Origin of the sequence: Desulfococcus sp. (genome assembly GCF_041737845.1) — a bacterium.
GTDB lineage: Bacteria > Desulfobacterota > Desulfobacteria > Desulfobacterales > Desulfococcaceae > Desulfococcus.
Window position 1 is genome coordinate 39,583 of sequence record NZ_JBGSQX010000041.1, and the last position, 21,198, is coordinate 60,780.

Annotated in this window: 8 protein-coding genes and 1 pseudogene; all 9 read left to right on the forward strand. The window is 60.4% G+C overall.

Annotation, left to right across the window (positions count from 1 at the left end; all coding sequences use genetic code 11):
* Window positions 1-17 precede the first annotated feature (17 nt).
* The gene (locus ACEW8N_RS05085) at window positions 18-9,380 is read left to right on the forward strand and encodes a neuraminidase-like domain-containing protein (protein ID WP_373498723.1); all 9,363 of its coding nucleotides are present in this window, start codon (window positions 18-20) and stop codon (window positions 9,378-9,380) included.
* A 951-nt stretch (window positions 9,381-10,331) separates the two neighbouring features.
* A complete protein-coding gene (locus tag ACEW8N_RS05090; RefSeq protein WP_373498724.1) occupies window positions 10,332-12,443 on the forward strand; it encodes an N-6 DNA methylase in 2,112 nt (703 codons plus the stop codon).
* Window positions 12,440-13,636, forward strand: coding sequence for a restriction endonuclease subunit S (locus tag ACEW8N_RS05095; protein ID WP_373498725.1), 1,197 nt, complete (start codon window positions 12,440-12,442; stop codon window positions 13,634-13,636). Before ACEW8N_RS05090 ends, ACEW8N_RS05095 begins: the two co-directional genes overlap by 4 nt.
* The gene (locus ACEW8N_RS05100) at window positions 13,633-15,270 is read left to right on the forward strand and encodes an ATP-binding protein (protein WP_373498726.1); all 1,638 of its coding nucleotides are present in this window, start codon (window positions 13,633-13,635) and stop codon (window positions 15,268-15,270) included. Before ACEW8N_RS05095 ends, ACEW8N_RS05100 begins: the two co-directional genes overlap by 4 nt.
* 157 nt (window positions 15,271-15,427) lie before the next feature.
* Window positions 15,428-18,670, forward strand: a complete 3,243-nt coding sequence (locus ACEW8N_RS05105; RefSeq protein WP_373498727.1) for a type I restriction endonuclease subunit R — start codon at window positions 15,428-15,430, stop codon at window positions 18,668-18,670.
* Between the two features lie 193 nt (window positions 18,671-18,863).
* Complete coding sequence (locus ACEW8N_RS05110) at window positions 18,864-19,211, forward strand: hypothetical protein (protein ID WP_373498728.1); 348 nt, start codon at window positions 18,864-18,866, stop codon at window positions 19,209-19,211.
* 11 nt (window positions 19,212-19,222) lie between these two features.
* Window positions 19,223-19,558 carry a hypothetical protein gene (locus ACEW8N_RS05115; protein WP_373498729.1) on the forward strand — a complete coding sequence of 112 codons (336 nt, stop codon included), beginning with the start codon at window positions 19,223-19,225 and terminating at the stop codon, window positions 19,556-19,558.
* Between the two features lie 65 nt (window positions 19,559-19,623).
* Complete coding sequence (locus ACEW8N_RS05120; protein WP_373498730.1) at window positions 19,624-20,871, forward strand: ABC transporter permease; 1,248 nt, start codon at window positions 19,624-19,626, stop codon at window positions 20,869-20,871.
* Between the two features lie 21 nt (window positions 20,872-20,892).
* Window positions 20,893-21,198: pseudogene (locus ACEW8N_RS05125) on the forward strand (ABC transporter permease); the annotation flags it as partial.

The window sequence follows — 21,198 nt, forward strand, 5'->3', positions numbered from 1 at the left end:
CGAACAGGAGACCAGCCATGACCCCGCAAAGGACCCAGTTTCAGTTTCCCCTGCATCCAGGCGCCCGGGGTGCCGACGTTGCTCAGACGCAGACCATTCTTACCGAATTGGGCCTGCACATATCATCAGTGGAACTGCGCGAGCAGCACTTCGGGCCCACGACGGCCGAAGCCGTGTCTCACTGGAAGCAGCGGCACGGACTGCCGACTGAATCCGGTCTCGATCGGGAGGCGCTCGACCGACTGTGGCAGGAAGGAAGGAAACTGCCACGCACGGTGCAGGGCAGCGTGACCCTCACCGATGGCACACCGGTACCGAATTTGCGCGTCGTGGCCATTGATCGCGATTTCCGCGCTGAACAGGTGCTGGGCGAAGCGCGTACCGACGATCAGGGTCGTTACCGTATCGCGTACTGCGCCGCCGACGCCGTGCGTGCGGAGAAGGGGTCTGCCGATGTCGGTGTCCGCGTCTTCGCCGCGGATGGCGAGACGCTCTTGCTAAAGCCGACTAGCCGAGACGTGGTGATGAACGCGCCGGTCGAGGCGCGCATAGATGTGACGGTGAGCTTGCCCGAGGGCGCCGTGTCATCGGAGTTTGCGCGTATCGCTGCCGCGTTCCAGCCGCTGATCGGCGAGGTGCCGGTGGCCGACATCGGTCGTGACCCGGCTTCTGACGAGGGGGATTTCCTCGCACGGGAGAGCGGAATCGACTTCGACCGTTTGGCGCACTTCGTCGTGGCGCACCGTGTGGAAGGTGAAACGAAACTGCCGGCCGAGTACTTCTACGCGCTGTTGCGGGAGGACGGCCTGTTCGGCGTCGGCCCGGACAGACCGCGTGCGGTGCTCACACCGGTAGACCTTGGCACCAACACGCGTGCCGTGCTGTACGAAGCCGTGCTGCTTCAGGCCGATGCGGCCAAGGCGGCACTGCAGCGCGCTGTGCGCAGGCACCTGGTTAACCCAGATCTGCTGAAGCGGGTTAACAAGATTCACGAGCGCTTGCAGCGTTGGCGGCAGGACGCACTGGCCTATGTCCAGCAGGCGCTGCCGAGGCGCATCCTGGACGTGGTGGATGACCTGCTCGTCGATGGCAGGGCGCAGGACTTGCTCGACGCACTTGGCCCACACGATATCGGCGATCTACCCAAGCTGTTCGAGCGTCTCGATGCGCAGGGCCTGTTCGCGGCCGCAGCCAAGCCCGCCGCAGCAGCGCGGCTTCAGTTGGCCGATCTTCTGGGTTTCAACGTTGGTCTGGTCGAAGAAGTGACTCAGGGCCTGGGTGCCGACGCGCCAGAGAAGGTGCGGAAGCTGGCGCAGCTCGAGCGCAAGGACTGGTCGGAGCTCATCGAACGCGGCAACGTTCGCATGAGTGGCAAGGCTGTCGATCCCAAGCTGGCGCGACGTCAGGCTTCCGCGATCGTGCGCAGGTTCGAGAAGCGCTTTCCAACTGCGGCGTTCTCTGCGCAGCTCGCCCGCCGCAAGCCGAAAGCGGTGGCGAACCACGAGAAGGTCGTCGCCTTCTTCGATGCTCATCCCGATTTCGAGCTGGGGCAGCACAAGCTGCAACCGTTCTTGAAGTCGGCAGGCGTCGACTTGAAGACCGTCGAACCCGAGGTGGTGGCGGATATCGAGAAGGTGCAGCGCATGTTCCGGCTCACCGGAGACTACCGCAAGACGGAAGGTTTGATCGCAGCCGGCTACCGGGCCTCGGCCGATATCGTGGCGGCGGGAAAGCCCCGCTTCGTGGCTGAAGCCCGCCGCAGTGCAGGCATGAGCACCGCTGAAGCGACGAAGACCTTCGAAATTGCCGCCAACCAGAACTTGGCCGCGGTCATGGTGGCGACCAACCTGCGTACGCTGAGATTGCCCTCCGCGCTAGAAGGCGAGTCGGCGCACCTGCTGTCCAAGCAGATCGAGCGCATCGTCGCCGAGCAACCCGATCTGAAGTCGCTGTTCGGCTCTACCGACGTTTGCGCCTGTCGCCATTGCCGGTCGATCTATGGCCCGGCGGCCTACTTTGCCGATGTAATGCGCTTTCTGCGCAACCGGCTGGTGTTCGACAAGAAGAACACTGCGGTTACGAGCACTAAGACCGCCAAGGACGAACTGTTCAAGCGCCGCCCCGACATCGGTGAGATCGATCTGAATTGCGAGAACGCCGAAGTACCGGTGCCGCACATCGACATTGTGTGCGAGCTGCTCGAAGAAGCAGTGGCGCCCGATCCGGGGTTCGGCTTCAACGGAGCTGTGGCCGCTGGCAAGGCCTCGGCCGGAATCCTTGTCGCGATCCGTGCCCAAGGACTGGAGGTCGGTGACGATGCAATCATCTACGGGCCTTACACCGGCAGCCGCTTCATGCTGCGCGACAAGGGCATCACCGTCGCGGTCGATGGTCCGGGGCCCAACTGGAAGTTGCGTCGCCTGCGCCAAACCCACGGAAGTCCGGAAGAGCGTGCCGCCTCGCCCGAGTACGTCAATACCGCGGCCTACGTAGCGTTGGCCGCGGGCAAGGCCGCCTTCGGTTTGCCGTTCGACTTCTTCCACGCGGAAACACGCGCATTCCTCAGTGCTGCTGGTGTCGAGCGCGCAGACCTGATGCGTGCGCTGGCAGCCGGTGGCGTCCCCAGTACCAATGTGATCGCCGGCGAGGGCTTGGGGATCTCGGCGTCCGAAAGAAGCCTCATCTTCTCGGCCTCCGTGGCTGATCAGCCTGTGATCTGGGGTGTGGCCGGGCCGGCGGCTGCCAACGCGATGCGCATGCTCGACGTCTTCACTTCCCGCACCGGGCTTGTCTACACGGAGGTCGAGGCGCTGCTGAAGGGCGCGTGGGTACGCAGCGGCGTAGATCTCTACATCCGTCACTTGGACAACACCTGCAACCTCTCAGCCAAGGAGATCGTCAATCTCGACGACACGGTGCTCGACCGGATGCACCGCGTACTGCGGTTGGCCCGCCGCACCGGCTTGAGCGTGCGAGACATCGATCGGCTGGCCTTCGCGCCGAGCCTGGGTGCGTCCGACCTGGGTGACGCCGCGCTGCGAGCGTTGCCGGAGTTGCAACGCCTGGCTGCGGATCTGAAGGTGGATGTTGGCCGGCTCATCACATGGCTGGACCGCATCCCGACTGACGGTGATCCTTCCGAGCACGCGCTGCTGTTTCAGAACCCGGCTGCTACCGGCCCTCTATATCCCGGACTCACAGCCGCCGCCGTTGCCGCCAACGAGGCCTCGGAAATCGCGGTGCCTGGCAGCGGACAACGCCTTTCTGATCCGCTTATCGTCGCGGACATGGCGCTTGCCTTCGGCGTCACCGCAGCGGATCTGCAGCTTTTGCTGAGTCACCTCAGCGTCGCGGCGCTGTTAGGCGTTAATCCCCCGCTTACCGCTATCGGACTGGCGGCGATCAACGGTCGCGTGGGGTTGGCACGGGCGCTCGGGCTGAAGGTCGCTGACTACCTGGGCTTGGAGCGGTTTTGCGCCATCGATCCGCTGGCCAGCGTGACGAATCTATTGGCGCTAGCCGATGCGGCCCGCCGCGTCGATGCGGCGGGTGTTCCGATCCCTGAACTCGAATATCGCCTGGCACGGCGTGCTGCAAACCTAGCGGTGTGGGACCTGGCTGACGTCGCGATCACCCCGTCATTGCAAGGATTCCGCACGGCACTTGTCACCGCGTCAGAGGCCAATCGCTCGCCGTACAACGCCAGCCTCACGGCTTTCGAACAGATCGGCGCATTCGAGGCGCTGCTCCAGAAACAGCCGTCGCTCGACGCTGCGGCAATCGCTGCGTTGAGTGAACTGATCCGTACCGACACGCCAACCGCAGCCATTGGTAACGCGGCCAAGGCAGTGATCGATGGCCCCCTGGCAGATCGAGTCGATGGTGTGGCGATCAAGGCCGCCATCGATGCCGTTGTCGCCGCCCCTGGGGCTGATGCGCCACGCAAGGCGCTTCTGCAGGCGCTGATGCTGGGCCTGTGCGACAGCGCGCGGCGGGATGCCGCCTCCGCTGCGGCCAGCAGCGCGTTATCGGCACTGTTGCGCGTGAGCGGCGAGATGGGGGAGGTGCTGCTGCGTGGTGTCCGCCTTATGATTGGCGCAGTCCCGACGCCGCTGGCCGATTTGCTTACCCAAGGCGCCTTGGCGAATCCGGCAGTTGTGTTGAGCCCGGCAAGCACGCCCGACCTCTATCGGGCCCTGCGCCTGGCCCATGTCGTGGCCGGATTGATCGCTCCGTTCGAACCAGCACCCGAGACGGTAGCCTTCATGCTGAAGAATGCCGCCACACTGGGCTGGTTGGCATTGGACGGGACGCCGTTCGAGGGACCCAGCCCGGCGCCGGCTGCAGCCATAGTGGCCCTTGCCGATTGGTTGTCGTTGGTGGACGCGTTTGCGCTCATCAAGCGATACCCGGCGACGGATGTACCAGGGCAACCCGACCAGACGGTCTCGGCACTGTCGGTGTTCGAGATGGCATTGGGTGCCGGGCCGGCCAAAGGCCCACTGCTCGATGCCCTTTCAATCTTGAGCGGATGGCCTCGCACGCTGCTAGGCTATGTTGACACTCGCCTGGCCTGGGTGATGGCCGACTACCGGCGGCCGTCGACGTGGAGCGTGACGGAAAGGGCGGTGGCCTTGATGCATCAGCTCGGCGTATCGCTGGCCGAGGCGGTGGCTTACTGTGCCGAGAACCTCACCGATGCCGATCGTCGCAATGCCCGCCGCCTGCTCCGCGCCCGATACAACCCTGTCGACTGGCTGGGTGCGCTCAAGGCGCTGATGGACCCCATTCGCGAACGCAAGCGCGACGCTCTCGTGGCCTACCTGCTTGCCGCCAACCCCGCGTTGAAGAGCAGGGCGGACCTCTATGACTACTTCCTCACGGACACCGAGTGGTCGGCCAAGATGCCGTCGTCAAGATTGGTGCAAGCGCATTCCACCCTCCAACTGTTCATCCGTCGCTGTATCGAAGGGCTGGAACCCACGGCAGTTACGGACCTCGACGGCGACGCCGACTGGAGGTGGTGGGATTGGATGAAGAACTACCGCGTCTGGGAAGTGGGGCGGAAGGTCTTCGTCGAAGCCCACTACTACCTCCGGCCTGAATGGCGCGACGACAAGACCGAAGGTTTCGCCGACTTCGAGACGGCGTTGCTCCAGAACGAAATCAATGACGAGAACACCTCGGCTGCCTTCGAGGGCTACCTGGATCGGCTGGATCAGATCGCCTTTCTCGACGTGCTGGCGACCTGCTACGACTTCGATGCGCAGAACCTGCACGTCTTCGCGGCCACCAAGGGCGGCGAGCCGCGCACCTACTTCCACCGCATGTTGCAGCGCGAGCGCGTTTGGACTTCCTGGCGCAAGATCGACTTGGACATCGCTGGCGAGCACTTGATTGCTTTTTTCCGCAACAAGCGGCTCTATCTGGCCTGGGCCACGTTCGTGGAAAAGGGGGACGATCAGCAACAGGCGACCTACCCGCAACCGGCCAGTGGTGCACAGGATCTTCCGAAGTCCCGGCGTTGGTCCGAGATCAGTCTGGCGGTAAGTGAGTACACGGGCAAGAAATGGTTACCAAGACGTGTATCGGTTGATCCCGTCGCAACGCCAACGAAGACATGGTCGTTGGACAAGAAGGACATTGTTCTTAGCGTGTCACCTGACCCCGAAAACTTCACCCTCGATGTGTTCTGGGTGTGGGATGCGAACGCGTATCCGTATCGCATTGGCAGCTTTCTGCTGACCGGTTGCAAAGGCTATCCCGAGGCACGCCAGTCAAGTGGACCATCGTTCAACTTTTTGCCGCGTTTCAAAGATACCCGGTTACGTGGTCAACGATTGGTCGAACAGAATCAGGACAGCGACGATCAGCTTGCGTTGCAGGGTGTGTTCAGCGGCGCGAACTTCTCGACGCTATTTGGCAAGACATTCGGCCAAACGCCTGCAATCTTCCGGGTGAGCTATCCGTTCCAGGCGTCGGAAATAGACCGGTTCCTGTCAACCTTACTGTACGCCGCCAAGTACAAGTACCGCGAGCTAACGAATCTCGTCTTCGGCACATTCATGCCGTTCTTCTTCGAGGACAATCGCCACGGCTATGTGCTGATCCCCGGCTTCTATGGCGCGATCAATCGCGAGACGAGGGAGCGGAGCACCATCAAGACATTCACGAACATCAGGCAGTTGTTCGTTGATGTCGTGGCACTCATCACAAAGTACCTGCAACTCTGGGCCGCTGCGCAGACTGACGCGGAAAGGCAGGCGGTTATTGCACAACTGTTGGCTGACCCGGAGTATGCCCGCATCCTGCAGGAGTTCGATAGCTATCGACACACGCAGTTCGGCATCGTCGTGTGCAACTTCTACCACCCGATGGCCTGCCGTCTGCGCGAGCGCTTCTTTCAAGGCGGTGTGCCAGCACTGCTTGCTCGCAAGACGCAACTCGAAGTGGGTAGTTTCCGCTTTGAGGATGCCGTCACCGGCTACGCGCCCGACCCCATCATCCTGCCGCCGTATCCCAAGGAGGAGATGGAATTTGATCGCGGCAGCGCCTACGCCGACATCAACTGGGAGCTGACTTTTCACGCGCCGCACATGATTGCATCCAAATTGATGGAGGAGGACACGGTCGAGAGCTTCGATGCTGCGGAGACCTGGTTGCGTTACGTGTTTGACCCTCGGGGCTCGTCCAACGACCCAGCCCCCAAGCGCTACTGGAACACCAAGCCTTTCTATCTCCGCACGGCGGCAGACTATGGCCGACAGATGGTGACTGCGATCATGGACCGGCTTGCTCATGATCCCAATGGCGCCGCCGAGACCGAGCTCGCCGATGCAGTCTTGGAGTGGCGTCGCAGCCCGTTCAAGCCATATTTGGTTGCTCGCTCGCGGACGGTCGCATTCCAGCAGGCCATCGTTCATTTGTCCGCAAGACTGTTCATTGGCCGGGGCGACGCGTATTTCCGTCGCGACCAGCTCGAGGATCTGGTGATGGCATCGCTCGATTACTCCAGAGCGGAGCGGCTGCTTGGGTCTCGTCCACAAATTGTTCCTCCGTCCGTAGAGGTACCGCCAGAGACGTATAACCAACTCGAAGCGCGGCTCGACCTGTTTGGCAATGCACTTTGCCGCCTTGAGAACCTGCTGCCCGACCTGTCGGTCTTGCCACACGGCGGCGCCGAGCTTCCCCCACCGCCGCTCTCGCTGGAGAGCCTGTATTTCTGCATCCCGCCGAGCGACAAGCTCTACGAGTTGTGGGACAAGCTCGAGGAGCGGCAATTCAACCTGCGCAACAGTCGAACCATCGACGGCGTCGAACGGGAATTGTCACTGTTTGCGCCGGCGCTTTCAGTCGAAGCGTTGATTCAGGCTGTAGCGTCCGGTCTGTCGGTGTCGGCGGTCCTAAGCAGCCTGAGCGCACCGCGTCCTCCGTATCGTTTCCGCGTCATGCTGCGGCACGCGATCGAATTGGCTGATGTGGCTGCCGCCTTCTCGCAGAAGCTTGAACAGACATTGACAGCGCGCGATGGCGAGGGTCTGCAACGACTCAAGGCTGAACATGAAGGGCAGCTCCTGAAGGAACAGACCACGGCGCTGCAACAAGAGCTGCTCGCCGCTGGTAAGGCGATCGAGAGCGCACAGAAGAACCGACAGATGCATCAGGAAGCCCAGACGTTCTACGCTGGGCGGCCCTACATGAACGCTTGGGAGATCGCGGCGACCGCGAGTTATGCCGCGTCGTTTGCGTTGCAAGTGGTTATGGCGGTTGGTTATATAGCTGCCGGAGGCCTTGCGCTGATTCCCAAATTCATGATCGGTGCTGCAGGCTTTGGTGGCTCTCCAACTGCCAACGCACAGACTGGCGGCGACCAGATTTCCCAAGCTGCACGCGATGCGATGGTGGGTGCGATCACGGCTACTGCCGGAGCGCTTGACAAAGCGGGCAGTATGCTCAGCCAGCAGGGCAACTACTTGGTCCGGCAGGAGGATTGGCAGAACAGCGCACGCGTTGCCCAGCGCGAAATGGAGCGCGCGGACATCGAAATCAAGATTGCGCAGATTCGGCAGACCATAGCCAGCGAGCAACTCCGCGTGCATGGGATACGCCGCCAGCAAAGTGCGGCGGAAGAGGCGTACCTGCGTACCAAGTTCACTAACCGAGAGCTGTTCGATTGGCTTGCTGGACAACTGCGCGGACTCTCGCGTCAAGTCTTCAACTTGGCCTTCGAGGCGGCGCGCGCAGCAGAACGTTGTTTCAACTTCGAACTCGGTGCAATCGAATCATTCGTGCGTGCAGGCCAGTGGAATGACACGCGCCGCGGACTGCTCGCCGCCGAGAATCTCATTGCGGATCTCCGGCGCATGGACAGCGCCTACTTGCAGCGGAACGTGCGTGAGCGTGAACTGACCGAGCACCTTTCACTCGCGCGCCTTGACCCGACGGCGCTAACCGAACTCCGGATGTCGGGTCGCTGTGTGATTCAGGTGCCCGAAGCGGTGTTCGATCTGCACCATCCCGGTCACTACTTCCGCCGTATCAAGGCATTGAGTATCACTGTGCCCTGTGTCGCGGGTCCCTATAGTTCGGTCCCGCTGAAGCTCACGCAGACATCCAATCGGATTCGTGTTGAGACGGGGCGCAGAGCCGACCCAGCTCCCTCTGGCGAGAACCCCGACGTTTTTGCCTATGCAGAGAATCCCGATGGAGACTCACGATTCCGCTACAACGTTGGCGCGATCCAGTCCATCGCGCTGAGCCGCGGCCAAGATGATGCGGGTCTGTTCAATCTGAACTTCGACGATGAACGCTACCTGCCGTTCGAGGGTAGCGGGGTGATCGGCACCTACATTTTGGAACTCCCGCCGACCTTGCGACCCTTTGATTATGGGACGATTTCCGACGTGGTGCTCCATTTTCGATACACCGCCCGCGACGGTGGTGGTGCCTTGCGTACCCTGGCAGCCAATACCCTGCGCGAACGGCTGAACGTACTCGCACTGAAGACGGGGCGAACGGGTCTATTTCAGGCCATCGACCTTCGACGCGACAGGCCCGATGTGTGGAACCACTTGACTACTGCCGGCAGCGCCACGTTAGAGGTCTCTGCTGATGACTTGCCGTACTTCACCAGCGGCCACGCTGCTTCCATAAGCGTTGCGCGCATCATTGCGCGCGTTGACGGCGCTCCTGCAGGCTATGCGATTACCGTCGGCGGAAATGTCGTGACTCTGAACCCTGCTCCAGAAGCCGAGCTGTCAGGCCTTCTTGCTTCGTCGGTGAACGGGGTGGCGCTGGCGACTCCATTAGTGCTGTCGGCGCCGTTGCCGTCGAAGCTTCGTGAACTGATCGTGATTTTAAATTACTCATTGACCATCTGAGCCGGGAAATGCAGCCTCGCCAAGTGGAGCGTCGACCGAGTATCGGTCACCTCAACGGAGCGGGAACCTAGTGGAGCGTCAGACGAGATGCCGACGAACCCATAAGGTTTGATCTGACTGGGCAGCACGAGATACCCCATGACAAGCCGAGTCGGCTTCCCGATCAGAATCAACTCCTTATCGGGATAGGGAATAGCCTCGCGGCTCCACCCTCACACGCCACCGGATGAACGAACGGGTTAAGTACCTGGCGGTTCGGCTGATGAGATAAAGATGGGCCTTAGGGGAACGACCCGAGCTGATCGAAGTAGGCTCCGACAGAGCGATCTCAATCCACTTTACTTTACAAATGGCGCCACGCTTCTTTTGGAGCCCTAACTGACAGTAGACACCGTTGTGAAAAAATCTGTGATGCCGATTTTTTTTCGAGACAATTCTACCTTAATGATCCTAAACTTGGGCATTCTGAAACCGACTTTCTTAAGGATACCGACACAAATATTGATTTTGTGGTGACCTGGATTCAGAAGAGGTCGATGCAGGTGAGGGGGCTACGAAAAATAAGATGCTGGGAGGTGGGAATTTTTTTGGGGGTATATTTGGGGGTATTTCGATTTTTAAAAATATAAAATATTGTTAAATAGCAATATGTTAAAATATTAGTTTTATAGTCTCATCGACAAAGCTTTCGGGTAACTGCCTGAAAGCTTTTTTATTTGGGTCGAACCAAACCCACCGGACCCGCCTCAAATTTTCAGTTTCTGCCGTGTTTGGGCTGTTTGTACAAAGTGATTGTACAAAGCCCCTGATTTCACGATTCCAAAGGCACGGCTGAAACGGCATCTGTTTCAAAATTTCGGTCATATCTTTTGACACCAATCAACAAAATCTTATATCATCCACTATCCGCGCGACTTGCGCTTTCCATGGTTGAAACCGAACGGAGTGAAGTTGGCCCAGTTAGAGCACATCGAAGCAATTGAGAAACGACTCTGGGGCGCGGCGGATACCCTGCGCGCCAACTCCAATTACGCCAGCAACGAATATTTCCTGCCTGTCATGGGCTTGGTGTTCCTGCGGCATGCCTACAGCCGCTTCCTGGCGGTGAAAGACAGGATCGAGACCAACCTGCCCAAACGCGGCGGCAAGCCCCGGCCCCTGACCAAGGAGGACTTCTCGCAGCAAGGTGCGATCTTCCTTCAGCCCAAGGCCCGGTTCGATACCCTCGTGGCCCTGCCCGACAGCGTGGATCGTTCCAAGGCCATCATCGAGGCGATGGATTCCATCGAGGCGGACTACGAGAACCTGCGGGGCGTGTTGCCCAAGGGTGAATACCAGGAGTTGGACAACGACGTCCTCGGCCAGCTCCTGCGCACGCTCAATCCCGACGAACTGAAGAAGGTCTCGGGCGACGTCTTCGGACGCATCTACGAATATTTCCTGACCCAATTTGCCGATCAGAAGGCCCATGACGGCGGGGAGTTCTTCACGCCCATCTCCCTGGTTTCCCTGATCGCCCATGTGCTCGACCCCGATCACGGCACGGTGCTGGATCCGGCCTGCGGATCGGGCGGCATGTTCGTGCAGAGCGCTCGCATCGTGGAGGAGCAGGGCCAGCGTCCCACCGAGCGGCTTACCTTCCGGGGCCTGGAGAAGAACGCCACCACCATCCGCCTGGCCAAGATGAACCTGGCCGTCCATGGCCTTGAAGGCGATATCCAGAAGGCGATCACCTACTACGAAGATCCCCACGAGCTGGTCGGCAAGGCTGACTTTGTGATGGCCAACCCGCCGTTCAACGTGGACGAGATCGACGCCGACAAGGTCAAGACAGACCCGCGCCTGCCGTTCGGCCTGCCGGGCGTCAACAAGAAGGACAAGGTCTCCAACGGCAACTACGTCTGGATCAGCTATTTCTACAGCTACCTGAACGCGCGGGGCCGGGCCGGTTTCGTCATGTCGTCCCAGGCATCGAGTGCAGGCGGCGGCGAGGCTAAGGTGCGACAGAAGCTGATGGAGACCGGAGACGTGGACGTGATGATCGCCATCCGCTCGAACTTCTTCTATACCCGCACCGTGCCCTGCGAGCTGTGGTTCCTCAACCGGGACAAGCCCCAGGCCCACCAAGACAAGGTGCTGATGATCGACGCCCGCAATGTCTACCGGAAGGTCACCCGCAAGATCTACGATTTCAGCCCCGAGCAGCAGCAGAACCTCGTGGCCATCGTCTGGCTTTACCGGGGGCAGACCGACAGGTACCTCGACCGGGTCTCCGGATATTGCCGGCGCATTCTCGATGAAGGCTCGGCCTGCTTCAACGGTGATGAAGATGGTAAGGCCGTGCGACCTCTGCCGGACTTCGCCGATGCCCTCGATGCCCTGAACGGTGCCTTGAGGCCTTTCCTGGATACGCTGGGGGAGGGTGCGGCCCACGCCGAGGTACAGCAGGAGCTGGAGGGTGCCCTGCCCGCGTTCCATACCGATGTCTTGTCGTTCCAGCAGGCCCTTGCCGAACAGGAGAACGCCTGGAAAGAGCAGAAGGCCACCAACGGCGAACTCAAGAAGGCCGTCGACCGCCTCGCCCCCTTGGCCGAATCGAGCCGAAACCTCGTCAAACAGACCGATCTGCTCTACAAGCTGGCTGCCCGCCTCATCGAGACCTGCGAGAAGGCCTGCGAGGCCAGGCAGAGCGACCAATGGAACAGCCGGGACGTCACCCGTGCCCGCAAGGCCACCGACGAGGCCCGGCAACGGGCGGTCGAGCAGCTCAAGCAGGTTCGTTATTTCTGGAAGCAGGCCCACTGGCTCACCGATCGGTTCCCAGATGCCGAGCTTTGCGACGTGGAGGGGTTGGTCAAGCTGGTGGAACGGGCAGAGATCGAGGCCAACGACTGGAGCCTCACCCCCGGCCGTTACGTCGGCGTCGCCCCCGAAGCGGAGGAGGAGGGCTTTGACTTTGAGGAGACTCTGCGCGAGATCCATGTGGAATTGGAGGACCTCAACGCCGAGGCGGTAAGGCTGGCGGCGGCGATCAAGCGGAACTTCGAGGAGCTGGGGGTATGAACGCTTCACCACTCAGCGCAATCGTCGAAGAGTGGGGTGGCTTGATTCAGACTGGCCCATTCGGCTCTCAGTTGCATCAGCACGACTACTCAGAAGAAGGCATTCCTGTGGTGATGCCCAAGGACATTCGAAATGGTCGAGTTGACGAAAGTGGGATAGCCCGAATCCCTGAAAACAAAGCTAGCCAGTTGTCACGCCATTTGTTGAAGGCTGGCTCCGTGGTCTTTCCACGGCGAGGGGAAATCAGCAAGTGTGCTTACATAAACGAAGAACAGGCTGGATTCCTTTGCGGGACCGGGTGTATCAAGATTGAACCTCCTGAAGAAAGACTACGTTCCAAGTTCCTTTTCTATTATCTTGGACTTCGCCATAGTATTGAATGGCTTGAGCGTAACGCCGTTGGCACGACAATGCTCAATCTCAATACCAAGATTCTTGGCGGCTTGAAAATTTCTCTTCTGCCTACGAAGAAACAAGACGAAATTGTCGATGTCCTCTCCGCCTACGACGACCTGATCGAAAACAACCGGCGGCGGATTCAGTTGCTGGAGCAGGCGGCGCGGCTGCTCTACAAGGAGTGGTTCGTCCGCCTCCGCTTCCCCGGCCACGAACACGTCAAGATTGTCGATGGGGTGCCGGAGGGGTGGGAGAGGAAGCCTTTAAGAGAGATCGCAGATATCACCATGGGTCAAAGTCCGAAGTCAATATATTACAACAAGGATAGCAAGGGGCTGCCCTTCCACCAAGGCGTCACCAATTTTGGGATCAGATTTCCTTCGCACGAAACGTATTGCACGGAGTTGAACCGCCTTGCCGATCCGAGTGATATCCTTTTCAGCGTCCGAGCACCTGTTGGAAGGATAAACATCACACCTGACAAGATCGTTATTGGGCGGGGTCTCGCAGCTATCCGATCAAACCGTGGTCAGCAGAATCTCCTCTTCTACGCCCTGAAGAGCCACTTCTTCAAAGAGGATATGATGGGCGGCGGCGCGATCTTCGCGGCGATCACGAAGAAGGATCTTTACGGCGTCGAATTGTTGCAGGCCCCGGATAGGACCGCCGGGATGTTCATGGAGCATGTGTTGCCAATAGATCTTCAGATTGATAATCTTCAAAAGGCAATCGGTGGCCTCACCCAAGCCCGTGACCTCCTCCTCCCACGCCTGATGAACGGGGAGGTGGCGGTGTGAGCCTCGAAGGCCAGAACATCGACAAAAAGTCGTTGCGGATTATCATGGGCAAAACCGCCGACTGGCCGGAGTTGGCCAAGGACTGTGTCTGTTTTGCCAATGCACATGGCGGGCGGTTGCTGATCGGCATTGAGGATGGCGACAGCGAGCCCCCGGCGGAACAGCGTATTCCGGCTGGGTTGATCGAAAAGGTTCGCGCCCGGATCGGCGAACTGACGGTCAACGTGACGATAGCCGTGCAACCTCGCCGTTCGGAGACGACAGGCGGAGAATACCTGGAGATCACGGTTTCGCGTTCCGCTTCCCCGTCCTCGACAACCGATGGGCGGTTTTATCTGCGCGTGGGCGACGCCTGCAAACCGCTGGTCGGCGAAGATGTGCAACGCCTGCTGGAGGAGCGCAGTGCCCAGCCCTGGGAGACCTTGACCTCCTTGAGGCTGCCGCGAAGCGAATTTGATCCTTCCCTGCATGCGGACTTCGTCGCCGGAATCCGCACCTCCGACCGGGTCAAGGCTTCCGTCAAGGAAAAGAGCGACGAAGAGCTGTTCAATCACTACTACCTGGCCATCGGGCCTCACCTGACGAATCTTGGCATCCTCTGCATAGGCCGCCGCGAGGCGCGTGCCCGACTGGGGACGGCGCCCGTCATTCAGTTCATCAAATACGATGAGACCGGGCGCAAGGTCAATAAGATCCTCTGGGATGACCATACCCTAACCCCGATGCAACTGATCGATGCCGTATGGCGTGATGTCCCTGATTTTCGGGAAACCTACGAATTTCCAGACGGACTGTTTCGCCAGCATATCCCCGTCTACGATGGCCGCATCGTTCGTGAGCTTCTGGTCAACGCCCTGGTCCACCGGCCATACACCCAGCGAGGGGACATCTATCTGAACCTTCATCCTGACCGACTGGAAGTGGTCAATCCCGGTCTGCTGCCGTTCGGGGTCACCCCGCAGAACATCCTGCACCAATCTGTCCGGCGCAATAATGAACTTGCCCGGGTATTCCACGACCTTGGGCTGATGGAGCGCGAGGGCAGCGGCTATGATCTGGTTTACGAGGTGCTCCTTTCGCAGGGCCGCCCCTTGCCGAAGCTTTTCGAGGGGCCTGACTATGTGAAGGTGGTGGTTGAAAAGCGTATTGTGAAGCCGGAGGTTATCGACTTTCTGATGAAAGCGGACCAGACCTATCAACTCAGGCAGCGTGAGCGAATCGCACTCGGTCTGTTGGCCCAGAGCGAAGGCATGACCGCTCGGGAACTCGCCGATGCCTTGGAGCTTTCGGATGGTGTCGAGATTGCTTTCTGGATTGGCCGCCTTCCGGATATCGGCATTGTGCGACAGACAGGGCGGACCAAGGGCACTCGCTATTTCGTGGAGCCCGAATTTCTGCGGCGGCTGGATTTTCCCAGCCAGACGAGCCTGGCCCGGATCGAACCGCACCGGTTGGACGCCCTTGTCCTTGAGGATGTCGCCCGTTACCCAGCCTCGGCGATCGGCGAGATCCACGAAAGGATAGGGCCGGAAATCAAGCGCCGGCAGGTCAAACTCGCGTTGGACCGTCTCTGTGACAAGGGAAAAATACGACCTGAAGGAGATAAACGTGGTCGGAGATACTGGCCGAGATAATCAAGATTATCGACGTACTCTTTCCCAATACGCGATATGCGTTGATAACTTTCGTCGAAAATTTCTCTAACACACTGAAAATAATATTTGTTGTAATATTGACGCATGGTGAATCGTGTTGAAAAGAGGAAAATAATATGCTGGAGCCTTGGCTGAGATGACACCCGCCCCCTACACCGAAGACACCCTCGTTCAGCAGACCACCGCCCTATATCTGGAGCAGCAGCTCGGCTGGGACGCGGTCTATGCTTACAACAACGAGGACTTCGGGCCGGACAGCCTGCTGGGACGTTCATCCGACAAGGAGGTGGTGCTGCGGCGGATCCTGCGGGGGAAGCTCGCCCAACTGAATCCGGGCCTTCCCGATGCCGCCTATGACGACGCCGTGCGGCAGCTCACCGCCGTTGTGGCATCGGAGACCATCGTGGCCGCCAACCGCGAGAAATACGGCCTGATGCGGGACGGCGTGCAGGTTAAATTCCGCAACGACAAGGGCGAGCGGGTCCGGGATCGACTGCGGGCGTTCGATTTCGACGAGCCAGCCAACAACCACTTCCTCTGCGTTCGCGAGCTGTGGGTGCGGGGCGACCTCTACCGCAGGCGGGCCGACATCGTGGGCTTTGTCAACGGACTGCCGCTGCTCTTCATGGAGTGCAAGAACATCCACAAGAACCTCAAGGCCGCCTTCGAGCAGAACTTCTCGGACTACCGGGACACCATCCCGCGCCTCTTCCATCATAACGCCGTCGTGATGTTCGGCAACGGGGAACAGGCCAGGATCGGCTCGATCACCAGCAAGTGGGACCATTTCCACGACTGGAAGCGCCTGGCCGAGGACGAGCCGGGTGTGGTGGACATGGAGACACTGCTCAAGGGCGTCTGCGACAAGCGGAACCTGATGGACCTGGTGGAGAACTTCATCCTGTTCGATGATTCATCGGGCGAGGTCAGGAAGGTCCTTGCCCGAAACCACCAGTTTCTCGGGGTGAACCGCGCCATCGATTCGGTGCGGGAACGAAAGGCGCGACAGGGCAGGCTGGGAGTCTTCTGGCATACCCAGGGGGCGGGCAAGAGCTATTCGATGGTGGTCTTCACCCGCAAAATCCGGCGCAAGCTCGGCGGCAATTTCACCTTCCTCGTGCTGACCGACAGGGAAGACCTGGACACCCAGATCTACAAGACGTTCGCCGGGTGCGGTGTCGTGAACCACGACCGCGAGCCGTGCCGGGCCGCCAGCGGGAAGCACCTGAGCCAGCTCCTGGGGGAGCACCGGGCCTACGTTTTCTCGCTCATCCAGAAGTTCAACCAGGAAGTGGACCCCGACGAGGGCTATACGCCGCGCGACGACATCATCGTCATCACCGACGAGGCGCACCGCACCCAGTACGGCAACCTGGCCCTCAACATGCGCAACGCCCTGCCCAACGCCAGCTACATCGGCTTCACCGGGACCCCCCTGTTCAAGGACGACGAGATCACACGGCGGATCTTCGGCGAATACGTCTCGACCTACGATTTCCAGCGGGCGGTGGAGGACAAGGCCACGGTGCCGCTCTACTACGACGCACGCGGCGACAAGCTGGGCGTGGCCATCGGGGATCTCAATGAGCGCATCGCCGACAAGCTGGAGGCGCTGGAAATCATCGGGATCGACGTCGAGCAGCGGCTGGAGCAGGAACTCAAGCGCGACTACCACATCATCACCGCAGGCAAGCGGCTCGACCAGGTGGCCAGGGATTTCGTGAACCACTTCTCGACGGCCTGGGAGACCGGCAAGGCCATGCTGGTCTGCATCGACAAGGTGACCTGCGTGCGGATGCACCACCGCGTCACCGCCTGCTGGGATGAGCGGATCGCCTTGTTGGAGGGCGAACGATCCAAAACCGGAGGCGAGCAGGAGGAGATCTACCTTCAGCGCCAGATCGACTGGATGCGGGAGACCCGCACGGCGGTGGTCGTCAGCGAGGAGCAGGGCGAGGTGGAGAAATTCCGCAAATGGGATCTGGATATTCTCCCGCACCGAAAGCTCATCAAGGAGGGGATCGATCTGCCCGAGTCGATGCGCACCCAGCCCCGCTTCCGCAACATGCAGCGGATGCCGCTCGACGAGGCCTTCAAGGCGGAGGCCCACCCCTTCCGCATCGCCATTGTCTGCGCCATGTGGCTGACCGGGTTCGACGTGCCGAGCCTCTCCACGCTTTACCTCGACAAGCCGCTCAAGGCTCACACGCTGATGCAGGCCATCGCACGCGCCAACCGGGTCCACGAGGGCAAGAACAACGGCCTGATCGTCGACTATTGCGGCATCCTCAAACATCTGCGGAAGGCCCTGGCGACCTTCGGCGGGTCGAAACCCGACGATCAAGACGGCGGGACCGATCCGGCCAAGCCCAACGAAGCGCTGCTGGCCGACCTGGCCGAGGCGATCGGCTTCGTGCGGACATTCCTTGAGAAACAGAAGGCCTCGCTGGATGACGTCATCCACAAGACGGGATTTGAACGAAACGCCGCCATCGTGGCGTGCAAGGAGGCCGTCAACGAGAACGACGAGACCCGCAAGCGTTTCGAGATCATGTGCCGGGAGGTGTTCAAGAAGTTCAAGGCCTGCATCAATCATCCGGCGGTGAATGCACACCGGGCCGACCGCGATGCCATCAACATCATCTACAAGAGCCTCCAGCAGGACCGGGACCAGGCCGACATTTCGGACATCATCCGGCAGTTGCACCGACTGGTGGATGAGGCGATCGAGGTAAGGCCCAACCGGATGGCCGATGACCAGGCCCCTTACGACATCAGCAGGATCGACTTTGAGCGCCTCCAAAAGGAGTTCAAGCGGAGCAAGGCCAAGCATACGACCGTCCAGAACCTCAAGCAGGCCATCGAACGGAGGCTGAGACGTCTGCTCGAACAGAACCCGATGCGCACCGACTTCCAGGAGCACTACGAGAAAATCGTGGCGGAATACAACCGCGAGAAGGACCGGGCCACCATCGAGAAGACCTTCGAGGAGCTGATTCGGTTTGTCGATGATCTCGACGAGGAGGAGAGCCGGGCCGTTCGGGAGGGCCTCGATGAGGAATCCCTTTCTGTCTTCGATCTCCTCAAGAAGCAGGATCTGAATGCGGCTGATATCAAACGGATCAAGGAGGTCGCCGTCAGCCTCCTGAATGAATTGAAGGCGGGGAAGCTCAGGGTCGATCAATGGCGCGACAAGGAGGCGACTCGGGATGCCGTCAGGGTGGCCATCCATAATTTTCTCTATAGCGACGACACTGGCCTGCCGGTCGACCAGTACACGGAAGACGACGTGAAGGCGCGGGCCGATGATGTGTTCCGCCATGTGTTCCGGGCGTATCCTACGGTTCCGTCGCCGTATTATGGGGCCAGTCCGTTTTGATTCCCATTTTCAAATGCTTCCGGCATGAGGATGCATTATGGATGCCCTGTAATCCCTGAGCCTTCCCGACCGGGAGGCGCTTGTGGAAGGCGTTGACAAATGTCAGGCCAGTCTTTATAAGATCCCTCATGCATCACCAAGAGATCTTTATGGATAGAGGGCCTTGTCAAAGATGAACATGCGAGAGATTAAAATGAGATATTTTTTCAGCGGCGTGCTTGCAGCCGTCTTGCTTTTCGCCGGCTGCGCAACGGATGTCGCCAATCGCTATTACGGCACAGTGAAGTATCCACCCAAGGAGCCAAAGGATGTTGAGCTGTTGTGGCGGTCCCCCTCGCGCGAATTCGACGTCATTGCGGATTTTCAGTCGCGGGGGGAGAGCCCGAATGACATGCGCAAGCACGCCGCAAAGATCGGCGCGGACGCGGTGATCGTCGCGATCCTGGGCGGAAGCTATGACCTGGGCGATGAGTGGGCGGGCCGCGACAGCAAGGCGAAAACCTATACCCGGATTACCGGCACGGCAATCAAATATAAATGAAGGGACGGCATATGAAACTCCGATACCTCGCGGCACTCCTCGTGATCGCTCTTCTTGCCGGATGCGCCGTCGTTGACGTCACCAAAACCGCAAAAGGGTTTTATGACAAAACCAATCCCAACGATGTGGAAATCCTGAAGACCATACCCAATCGCTCTTACGACGAGCTGGGCACCGTTACCGCCACGGGCTTTCCGCCCGACCAGACGGCCAAGATGCACAACGCGATTCGCAGCAAGTCGGCGGCATTGGGAGCGAGCGCGGTCATCCTCACCGAGGAGGGCATCATCAACGGCTGGGGCGGGGATAGAAAGTGGGCCACCGGGGTTGCCGTTCGGTACAAGTGAGGCGTGAACCCTGACTCACAATCCTTTCAGCCTCACCCCCGTGCAACCATGAAGCGGCTGGCGGCATGACGGTTCATCTTAACATGGCGTGGCGGAACGTCTGGCGGAACCGCCGCCGGTCGCTGTTGACCATCGCGGCCATCGCCTTTGCCTGCGCCCTCCTCGTCTTCATGCTCTCCTTTCAGTTCGGCTCCTACGAGGCCATGATCAATGCCGCCGTCAAGGTCCATACCGGCTATTTCCAGGTCCAGGCCCCGGGGTACCAGGAAAAGCGGGAGATCGAGCAGGTGGTGGCGGATCCTGAAGCCGTGGCCCGGCTGTTTGAAACCATTCCCGAGGTGACGGCCTATACCTTCCGGGCCGCCGCCTTCTCTCTGGCATCCTCGGCCGACCGGACCTACGGGATTTCAGTCACGGGTATCGACCCGTCCCGGGAGCCCGGCGTCTCGACCATCCAGACCCTGGTGCGCGACGGCGCGTTCCTGGCCCCCGGCGACGGCCCCGCAGCCCTGGTCGGATCGCTTCTGGCCAGAAACCTCCGGGTCGGTGTCGGCGATTCCGTGACCCTCCTGGGCCAGGGGCGGGACGGCTCCATCGCCGCCACGGTCGTGACCGTCAAGGGGACCTTCGCATCCGGCCAGGACGACTTCGACCGCAGCGCCCTCTATCTCCCCCTCGACTATTTCCAGGAGGTGTACGCCATGGATGGGGCGGTGCACGAGGTGGTCGGGGTGGCCCCCTCCATCTGGGAAGTGCCCGCCCTGGAGCGGCGCCTTGCGGAGGAACTGGGCCGCCTGGCCCGCGAACGACAGATGCCGCCCCTTGCGGTCCTCGACTGGAAGGCCCTCATGCCCGGGCTGGCCCAGGGGATTTATCTGGACCTCGTCAGCGGCCTGATCTTCTATCTTCTCCTCATTGTCGTGGTGGCTTTCAGCATCATGAACACCTTCCTCATGGCCATTTTCGAGCGGACCCGGGAATTCGGCGTCCTCATGGCCATCGGGACCACCACGGGGCGGCTGACCCGGCTGCTGCTGACGGAATCCATGATGATGACCCTCATGGGCATGGCGTTGGGGATGCTCCTGGGCGGCGTCGTGACCCGCTACTTCCAGTCCGTGGGGATCGATTTCGGCAGTGCGTCCGATATCCTGCGGCAGTACGGCATTCCGGGCCGGATGCATCCTGTCCTGTCCCTGCCGTCGCTGTTGATCGGGCCGCTTCTGGTCTGTTTCATCACCTTCTGGGCGGCCCTCTGGCCGGCCCTGCGGGTGCGGCGGCTCACCCCCGTGAGAGCCATGAACGATGCCTGAGGGAAGGGAGGCCAAGGGATAATGGTGCTTCGGCTGGCCTGGCGGAACCTCTGGCGGAACCCCCGGCGGACCCTGGTGATCCTCACCGCCGTTTGCGTCGGCGTGTTCAGCATGATCTTCATCGGCGCCCTCATGGAAGGCGTGGGCGACCAGATGGTCCGCAACAGCATCACCACCCTGGTGGGCAGTATCCAGGTCCACCACCGCGGGTACCGGGAGGATCCGGTGGTGGAGAACACCATGGCGGACCCGTCCGAGACGGCGGCGGCCCTGGCATCCACGCTACCGCCGGAGGCCCGGTGGAGCCGGCGGGTCCGGGTCAGCGCC